Annotated in this window: 7 protein-coding genes; 6 read left to right on the top strand and 1 reads right to left on the bottom strand. The window is 59.2% G+C overall.

The features are described from left to right. From DS906_RS01455 to DS906_RS01430, 6 genes are all read left to right on the top strand, one after another. On the top strand, positions 1–1,571 hold a 1,571-nt coding region (locus tag DS906_RS01455; protein ID WP_233494649.1), incomplete at its 5' end, for a Re/Si-specific NAD(P)(+) transhydrogenase subunit alpha. Positions 1,572–1,584: 13 nt separating this feature from the next. Next, a complete protein-coding gene (locus tag DS906_RS01450) occupies positions 1,585–3,039 on the top strand; it encodes an NAD(P)(+) transhydrogenase (Re/Si-specific) subunit beta (protein ID WP_113788480.1) in 1,455 nt (484 codons plus the stop codon). Between the two features lie 86 nt (positions 3,040–3,125). After that, the gene (locus tag DS906_RS01445) at positions 3,126–3,482 is read left to right on the top strand and encodes a VOC family protein (RefSeq protein ID WP_113788479.1); all 357 of its coding nucleotides are present in this window, start codon (positions 3,126–3,128) and stop codon (positions 3,480–3,482) included. A gap of 107 nt (positions 3,483–3,589) precedes the next feature. Continuing rightward, complete coding sequence (locus tag DS906_RS01440; RefSeq protein WP_113788478.1) at positions 3,590–4,867, top strand: DUF3422 family protein; 1,278 nt, start codon at positions 3,590–3,592, stop codon at positions 4,865–4,867. A 109-nt stretch (positions 4,868–4,976) separates the two neighbouring features. Further along, positions 4,977–6,080, top strand: coding sequence for an MFS transporter (locus DS906_RS01435; RefSeq protein WP_199528436.1), 1,104 nt, complete (start codon positions 4,977–4,979; stop codon positions 6,078–6,080). Positions 6,081–6,139: 59 nt separating this feature from the next. Next, a complete protein-coding gene (locus DS906_RS01430) occupies positions 6,140–7,303 on the top strand; it encodes a M20 aminoacylase family protein (RefSeq protein ID WP_113788476.1) in 1,164 nt (387 codons plus the stop codon). Between the two features lie 81 nt (positions 7,304–7,384). Here the strand turns inward: DS906_RS01430 and DS906_RS01425 are convergent, their stop codons facing one another. Beyond that, the gene (locus tag DS906_RS01425; protein ID WP_113788475.1) at positions 7,385–8,683 is read right to left on the bottom strand and encodes a 3-deoxy-D-manno-octulosonic acid transferase; all 1,299 of its coding nucleotides are present in this window, start codon (positions 8,681–8,683) and stop codon (positions 7,385–7,387) included. Position 8,684 lies beyond the last annotated feature (1 nt).

Here is an 8,684-nt window from a genome sequence, read left to right as displayed (position 1 = left end):
TGAAGATAGGCACACCGAGAGAGAGTTATGACGGTGAGAACCGTGTTGGGATGACGCCGGAGTCGGCGTTGCAGCTTCAGAAGTTGGGCTATGAGTGTCTGATTGAGAAGGGGGCTGGTGCTGCGGCTGGATTTTCGGATGCGTCGTATGAGGCTGCAGGGGTTGAGGTCGTCAAGACGGCTGCGTCGCTGTGGAAGCAGGCCGACATTGTTGCCAAGGTGCGTCAACCGAACGAGGCTGAGCTGAAGCGTCTGACCAAGGGTAAGACGTTGATTTCCTTCTTCAACCCTGCGGGGAACGAAGAAGGAATGGAAGCGGCCAAGGCCAAGGGTGCCAATGTCATCGCCATGGAAATGGTGCCGCGGATTTCGCGCGCGCAGAAGATGGACGCGCTGTCGTCGATGGCCAATATCGCCGGCTACCGCGCGGTGATCGAGGCGGGCAACAACTTTGGCCGGTTCTTCACCGGTCAGGTGACAGCGGCCGGTAAGGTGCCGCCTGCCAAGGTTCTGATCGTCGGGGCCGGCGTGGCTGGTCTGGCGGCCATCGGCACCTCGACCTCGCTGGGCGCAATCACCTACGCGTTCGACGTGCGCCCCGAAGTGGCCGAACAGGTCGAATCGATGGGGGCCGAGTTCGTCTATCTGGATTTCAGTGAGGATCAGCAGGACGGTGCCGCCACCGGCGGTTATGCCAGTGTTCAATCTGAGGAATTCCGCGAGGCGCAGCTGGCCAAGTTCCGTGAACTGGCACCCGAGATAGACATCGTGATCACCACCGCGCTGATCCCGAACCGCGAAGCGCCGGAGCTTTGGACCAAGGATATGGTCGAGGCGATGAAGCCGGGCTCGGTCATTGTTGACCTTGCGGCGGAAAAGGGCGGCAACTGCAAGCTGACCGTGGCGGATGAGAAGATCGTGACCGACAATGGCGTGACCATCATCGGCTATACCGACTTCCCCAGCCGGATGGCGGCGCAGTCCTCGTCTTTGTACGCGACCAACATCCGTCACATGATGACCGACCTGACGCCTGAAAAGGACGGTCAGATCAATCACGACATGGAAGATGACGTGATCCGCGGTGCGACTGTGACATTTGAAGGCGACATCACCTTCCCGCCGCCGCCACCCAAGGTGCAGGCGATCGCGGCGCAGAAGAAACCGGAAGTCAAGGAACTGACCCCGGAAGAGAAAAAGGCGCAGGAGATCGCGGCCTTCAAGGCGCAGACCAAACAGCAGTTCACTCTGCTGGGGGTTGGTGGCGCGCTGATGCTGTTGGTGGGGCTGATCGCTCCGGCCAGCTTCATGCAGCACTTCATCGTCTTTGTGCTGGCCATTTTTGTGGGCTTCCAGGTGATCTGGGGCGTCGCGCACAGCCTGCACACACCGCTGATGGCGATCACCAACGCGATCTCGTCGATCATTATCGTTGGGGCTGTGATGCAGATTGGATCGGGGTCGATCCTGGTCATTCTGCTGGCGGCGCTGTCCATCTTCATGGCCGGGATCAACATCTTCGGCGGCTTCCTCGTAACCCGGCGCATGCTCGCCATGTTCCAGAAATCTTAAGGAGGCCGGGCACATGGAATTTGGCTTCACTACTGCCGCCTACGTTGTTGCGGCTGTTCTGTTCATCCTTTCGCTCGGCGGCCTGTCGAACCAGGAAAGCGCCAAGCGCGCGGTCTGGTACGGCATCGTCGGTATGGCGCTGGCGGTCTTTGCCACGCTGGTTGGTCCCGGTTCGGGTCTGTGGCTGCTGTCGCTGCTGCTGATCGCGGGCGGTGGTCTGATCGGTCAATACGTTGCTCAGCGCGTGCAGATGACCGAGATGCCGCAGCTGGTGGCCGCGATGCACTCGCTGGTCGGTCTGGCGGCTGTGTTCGTCGGATACAACGCACATTTTGAAGTTCTGAACGTCGCCGAGGTGATGGCGGTCTCGGATGCATCGAAAGAAGTTCTGTACACGGGTCTCGGAGGGTTTGCCAAACTGATCGCCAAGAAAACCCCAGCGGAATTGTCGATCCTGCATGTCGAGCTGTTCCTGGGCGTCTTCATCGGTGCGATCACCTTTACCGGGTCGGTCGTGGCCTATGGCAAGCTGGCGGGCAAGGTGACCTCGGTTGCAACCAAGCTGCCAGGCGGTCATGCGTTGAACGCGGCAGCGGCGGGTCTCTCGTTGATCTGTCTTATCTGGTACACCTCGACCGGTGGTTTCTTCCCGCTGTTCCTGATGACGCTGGCGGCGCTGTTCATCGGCTATCACCTGATCATGGGCATCGGCGGTGCCGACATGCCGGTGGTTGTGTCGATGCTGAACAGCTACTCGGGCTGGGCGGCTGCGGCGATCGGCTTCAGCCTCGGCAACGACCTGCTGATCGTGGTTGGTGCGCTGGTGGGCTCGTCCGGTGCGATCCTGTCCTACATCATGTGTAAGGCGATGAACCGTCACTTTGTCAGCGTGATCCTCGGCGGCTTTGGTGGCCCGCAGGGGGAGCAGATGGCCGTTGAGGGCGAGCAGATCGCCATCGAAGCCGACGGTGTGGCTGCGGCCCTGAACGACGCTGACAGCGTTGTCATCATCCCCGGCTACGGCATGGCGGTGGCGCAGGCACAGCAATCGGTCAGCGAACTGGTCCGCAAGCTGCGGGCGCAGGGCAAGAATGTGCGCTTTGCGATCCACCCGGTTGCGGGCCGTTTGCCGGGCCACATGAACGTGCTGCTGGCCGAGGCGAAGGTGCCATACGACATCGTGCTTGAGATGGACGAGATCAACGACGACTTCCCCGAAACGGATGTGGCCATCGTCATCGGCTCGAACGACATCGTGAACCCTGCTGCGCAGGAAGACCCCAACAGCCCCATCGCCGGCATGCCAGTTCTGGAATGCTGGAAGGCCAAGCAGGTCTTCGTGTCCAAACGCGGCCAGGGCACCGGGTACTCGGGTATCGAAAACCCGCTGTTCTTCAAGGAAAACACACGCATGTTCTATGGCGACGCAAAAGCAAGCCTCGATAAACTCCTGCCTATGATCGAATAAACCGGGTCAGGATAACTTTCGGAAAGGCGCCCCAGCGGGCGCCTTTTCTGTTTTTGGTGTACTCTAAATTGAAAAGGAGGTGCCCGATGGAAAAAGTGAACGGCATAGGTGGCGTGTTCTTTCGCGCTCGTGACCCTGAAGCGTTGAGCGCGTGGTATGAAAAGCATCTGGGCGTAAATCACTATGTCCCAGAGCCATGGAAACAGCGCGAAGGGTACACAGTGTTCGCGCCCTTTGCGCAGGACACCGAGTATTTCGGAAGGTCTGAGCAGCAGTGGATGATCAATTTCCGTGTCGATAATTTGGCCACCATAATTGCGCAGCTTGAAGCCGCAGGGATCAAGGTTGAAACCAACGCAGAGTGGGACAGTGAGGTTGGCAAGTTCGCGCGCATCCATGACCCAGAGGGCAACCCGATCGAGCTGTGGCAGCCAAATCAATGAGATAGCGGGATTGTATACCGTTGTATCCACGTAAGTATATGAAATAAAAAGAGAATTGATGAAATTTTAAGGTGTCGTATAGTGCCTCGGACGAAACGGAGCCCGAAATGACGCCGATAGACGACCATCCGCTGCGCTATGCGCTGGCTAATGAATTGCACGCCCGTCCGTTTCCGGTGGCGGCAATGCCCTGTACAGTGGTCTTTCTGGCGATCAAGAAATCTGTTGCCGCCGTCGCACGGGATCGCCGCGAAGATCTGGATCACTTGATCGATCTTCTCGACCGCCACGGGGCACAGCATCCGCAGCCGGACGCCACGCACTATGCCGGGCAAATCGGTCGCCATTGGTTGAAGTGGGAACAACACACCGAGTTCGTGACCTATACGGCCATCGCCCAGAACGTCAGCGAGCGTGCGTTCAACCCGGCTGATTTTGAAGTTTTTCCCCCCGACTGGTTGATGGCCAGCCCCGGTCAGAGGGTCACGTCGGCCATGGTGCGTGTTGTCGAACGTGAAGGCGACGAGGTCATCAAATCCAAGCTGCTGGATTGGTTCGAACCAGAAAGCCTGGCTGTTGCTCGGGTGCTGGATGATGCAGCTGTTTGTGCAAGTGATTTTCGTATCGATCCGGCAGGGCACATGCGGTTTGCGCTGTTTGTCGCGAATGGCACCGGTCGGCGCAGGACGGGACGGATCGTCCAGCGTTTGTGTGAGATCGAGACCTACAAGGCAATGTCCATGCTGGGTTTTGCCCGTGTCAAACAGCTGATGCCTCGCATCGGAAAGCTGGATGAAAAGCTGACGCGCCTGATGGGGCAGATGACCGACAATTCTGCCCAGCCCGACGAGTTGCTACAGGACTTGCTGTCGACCTCGATTGAACTGGAAACTTTGGCGGCGCAGTGTTCGTTCCGGTTCGGAGCCACCGGTGCCTATGAGGCCATCGTAAATCAGCGGATCGAAGTTTTGCGCGAAGAGCGTTTTGAGGGCGGTCAGAACTTTGCGGACTTTATGATGCGCCGATACGACCCGGCGATCCGAACGGTGAAATCCACGGAACGTCGCCTGCAAGCCCTGTCAGATCGGGCCATCCGTGCAGGGGAATTGCTGCGAACCCGCGTAGATGTTGAGCGAAGCGCACAGAACCAGGCCCTGTTGGAAAGCATGGATCGCCGCGCGGATCTGGCACTGCGTCTGCAGCACACGGTCGAGGGGCTTTCCGTGGTCGCGATCAGCTATTACGCCGTATCGCTGGTCAGCTATCTGCTCTACCCCCTGACGGATACCGGGATCAGAAAAGGGATGTTAAGCGCAGCGGTGACGATTCCGGTTGTCTTGGCGGTATGGTTTGCCGTCCGCAGGATTCGAAAGCGGTTGGAGTAGATCCGTATTTGCCTTTGGACCTGCGAGTTGTACAACAAACGCGTTTGACACTTGGGTCGAGGAATTCTCTGTGATTGGAATCGTGTCGGCGTGGCGGGCCGTGGCCGCCATGTTCATATTGAATGGCGCATTGTTCGGCATCTGGGCATCGCGCATTCCAGCGGTCCGGGACAAACTGGACCTGACGCATGAGACACTGGGATATGGCCTGTTGTTCATGGCGGCTGGCGCGGTGTGTTCATTTCCGATCACGGGCCGGTTGACCGACAGGTTCGGCGCGGTGGTTCTGACGCGGTACATTGCCGTTCTCTATACAGTTTCTTTGATCCTTCTGGCCCTCGCGGGTAGCTTTTGGTCGCTTGCCGCTTTTTTGTTTGTATTCGGGGCGTTCCACGGCTCGATGGATGTGGCGATGAACGCCTGGGCGGCTGAGGTTGAGCATGCGTACAAGAAACCCGTGATGTCATCCTTCCACGCGATGTGGAGCCTTGGGGCTGGGTTGGGCGCCCTCAGCGGATTTGCAGCGGTGCAAGTGGGGCTGACAGTGATCCAACATTTTTTGCTGGCGGGCGGGATCGTCGTTGGGTTGGCATTGGCATTGTCATGGGTGCGCTGGACATCGCGCCGCGCGGCCGTGTCCGGAGGCAGGGTTTTTGCATTACCTTCAGGCGCATTGATCCTTGTGGGCTTCACCGCTCTGTGCGGAGCTTTGGGGGAAGGTGCAGTGGCGGATTGGAGTGCGATTTTCCTACGGGACGTGACCGACGCCGCCGAAAGCATTGCGGCATTGGGCTATGCGGTATTCTCCGTGGCCATGGTTGCTTTCCGCTTGGCAGGCGGGTTTGTCATTGCGCGCTTTGGGCCGGTGGCGACAGCGCGGTTTGGCGGGGCTTGCGCCGCTTTGGGTGTTTTCTGTGTTGTGTCCGCTGCCGAGGCTGGGCTGGCATTGGCAGGTTTTGCGATGATGGGGGTCGGATACGCGGTGATCATGCCGTTGGCGTTCAGCCGGGCGGCAAGTGATCCCAATGTGCCACCGGGGCAGGCGATCGCCAGCGTTGCCACGCTGGGATACGGAGGCTTATTGATTGGTCCGCCGCTTATTGGGTTTCTCGCAGAGATGCTTACATTGCGCATAGCATTCACGGCGCTGTTGCCGCTGGCCGTATTCATTGTCCTGTTGGCGGGTTCGTTGCGACCTGCCGAAACAGATTGAAGTCATGGCAGGATCATAGCGGAGCAGCAGGCCGGAAAACCAACAGTTAGGAGACCAACATGCCGATCAAAAACCGGTTCGCCGAGTTGCAGGGTGAAATCACCGAGTGGCGACGCGATATTCATGAAAACCCGGAAATCCTGTTCGAAACCCACCGCACCAGTGCTTTGGTCGCCGACAGGTTGCGGGACTTTGGCTGTGATGAAGTGGTATCGGGCATCGGCCGCACCGGCGTTGTAGGAGTGATCAAGGGCAAGACGGACACAAGCGGCAAGGTGATCGGGCTGCGGGCGGATATGGATGCGCTGCCGATCCACGAGGCGACCGGGCTGGACTATGCCTCAAAAACCGACGGCGCGATGCATGCCTGTGGGCATGACGGGCATACGGCCATGCTGTTGGGGGCCGCGAAATACCTGTCCGAGACGCGTAATTTTGATGGCACCGTGGTCGTGATCTTCCAGCCAGCCGAAGAAGGCGGCGGCGGCGGGCGCGAGATGTGCGAAGACGGCATGATGGACCGCTGGGGCATTCAAGAGGTCTATGGCATGCATAACTGGCCTGGCCGCCCCGTTGGCAGCTTCGCCATTCGACCCGGTGCTTTTTTCGCAGCAACGGATCAGTTCGATATCACCTTTGAAGGCAAGGGCGGGCACGCCGCCAAGCCACAGGAAACAGTCGACACTACCGTAATGGCTGCTCAGGCCGTATTGGCGCTGCAAACCATTGCATCGCGCAATGCTGACCCGATTGACCGCCTTGTGGTCTCGGTCACGTCGTTTGAGACGTCGTCAAACGCGTTCAATGTGATCCCGCAATCGGTGAAGATCAAAGGGACCGTACGCACGATGAGCAAGGAAATGCGAGACTTGGCTGAAAAGCGCGTTCAGGAAATCTGCGCAGGTATCGCCACCACCTTTGGTGGGCAGGCCGATGTGACCTACTACCGGGGTTATCCGGTGATGGTAAACAGCGACGAGCAGACCGATTTCGCCGCGGATGTTGCGCGCTCGGTGTCTGGAAACTGTGACGAAGCGCCTCTGATCATGGGTGGTGAGGATTTTGCCTATATGCTGGAAGAACGGCCCGGGGCATACATCCTGGTGGGCAATGGCGACACGGCGGCTGTGCATCATCCTGAATATAATTTTAACGACGAAGCTATTCCGGCTGGATGCAGCTGGTGGGCCGGGATCGTGGAACAACGGATGCCTGCGGCCTGATTGAGAAGTAGGGAAGCGAGGGGCCAGCCCCTCGCGCTCCCCGGGATATTTATGGCCAGATGAAGTTGGACCCTTGCTGCGTCAGGCGAGGTTGAGCGTTTCGCACAAGGTGTTAATCACGCCGTCCAGCGCGGAATTTTGGGTGTTTACGCAGGATTTCGCGCCAGCCTGCGCTTTATCCAGCACGGCGTCGTCTGACAACCAATTCGCTACGGCATCGGCGAGTTGCGGGGCGGAATTGACCTCGGTCGCGCCACCGCTTTCGATCAGAGGTGCGAAGGTTTCTGCAAAATTGTAGTACCCGGGGCCGGTGATCACAGCGGCACCGGCTTGTGCGGGCTCAAACGGATTGTGACCGCCGATTTCCTTGAGCGAGCCGCCCAGGAATACGATGGGGCACAATGCGTACCATGTGCCAGTTTCGCCCAGCGTGTCAGCTACGTACACTTGTGTCTGCGGCGTGATCTTGTCGCCCTTGGTGCGGAAGGCGGCAGATTGCCGGGCAGTCTCCAGCAGACCTGCAACCTCTGATCGCCGTTCGGGGTGGCGGGGGATCAGCAGGAGCAGCAGATCGGGCCAGCGTTGCAACAGCTTGGCATGGGCGGCCAGAACCGTTTCTTCCTCACCCGCATGGGTCGAACTGGCGATCCAGACCGGGCGGCCGGCGATCTGAGCGCGGATATCGCTCAGCGTGGTCTGATCGACCGGCAGCGGGTCCGACATGGCTTTGAGGTTGGTGCCGGTTTGCACCCGGCCGGGATGTGCGCCCATGTCGATTAGATTTGCTGCCGTCTTGTCATTCTGTGTCAGGAACAGTTTGAAATGGTCCAGAATGAACCGCGCGGTTTGGGGCCGTTTCTTCCATCCCTCGACCGAGCGATCCGACAGGCGCGCGTTGAGCAGCGCCAGTGGAACATCGTGCCGAGAGGCTTCGACGATCAGGCGCGGCCAGATTTCGCTTTCGACAAAAATACCGGCGTCTGGGCGCCAATGGTTCAGAAAACGCCTTACGGGCCCGGCCGTGTCCAGTGGTGGGTATTGATGGCGCGTGCGCGGCGGCATCCGTTTCTCGATCAGCGCGGCCGAAGTTGGGGTTCCGGAGGTGATCAGAAACTCAGCCTTGGGCAGGCGTTCGCCCAGACGTTTGATCAAGCTGATGACCGATAGAGTTTCGCCGACGCTGGCCGCGTGGAACCAGATCAGTTGCCCGTCAGGGCGCGCTTGCGTGGCGTGGCCAAGGCGTTCCTGCTGGCGCGTTTCAGAGACGTTCGCCGCCCGCAACTTTTTGCGAACAGTGCGCCATGCCAGCGGGGCCGCAACGGAAGTCAGGCCGCAATACAGCTGGTACAGCAGCGTTGGCCGGTCGGGGTTGTTTGGCATT

The sequence above is a fragment of the Ruegeria sp. A3M17 genome (assembly GCF_003318255.1).
In the GTDB taxonomy this organism is placed as follows: Bacteria; Pseudomonadota; Alphaproteobacteria; order Rhodobacterales; family Rhodobacteraceae; genus Ruegeria.
The sequence above is the reverse complement of the archived record's forward strand: the minus strand, read 5'-3'. Positions and strand labels throughout refer to the sequence as shown.

Bases quoted from the DNA above. Each gene is read 5' to 3' on its own strand.
- DS906_RS01450 (WP_113788480.1), top strand. From the start codon at position 1,585: ATGGAATTTGGCTTCACTACTGCCGCCTACGTTGTTGCGGCTGTTCTG.
- DS906_RS01445 (WP_113788479.1), top strand. From the start codon at position 3,126: ATGGAAAAAGTGAACGGCATAGGTGGCGTGTTCTTTCGCGCTCGTGAC.
- DS906_RS01440 (WP_113788478.1), top strand. From the start codon at position 3,590: ATGACGCCGATAGACGACCATCCGCTGCGCTATGCGCTGGCTAATGAA.
- DS906_RS01435 (WP_199528436.1), top strand. From the start codon at position 4,977: ATGTTCATATTGAATGGCGCATTGTTCGGCATCTGGGCATCGCGCATT.
- DS906_RS01430 (WP_113788476.1), top strand. From the start codon at position 6,140: ATGCCGATCAAAAACCGGTTCGCCGAGTTGCAGGGTGAAATCACCGAG.
- DS906_RS01425 (WP_113788475.1), bottom strand. From the start codon at position 8,683: ATGCCAAACAACCCCGACCGGCCAACGCTGCTGTACCAGCTGTATTGC.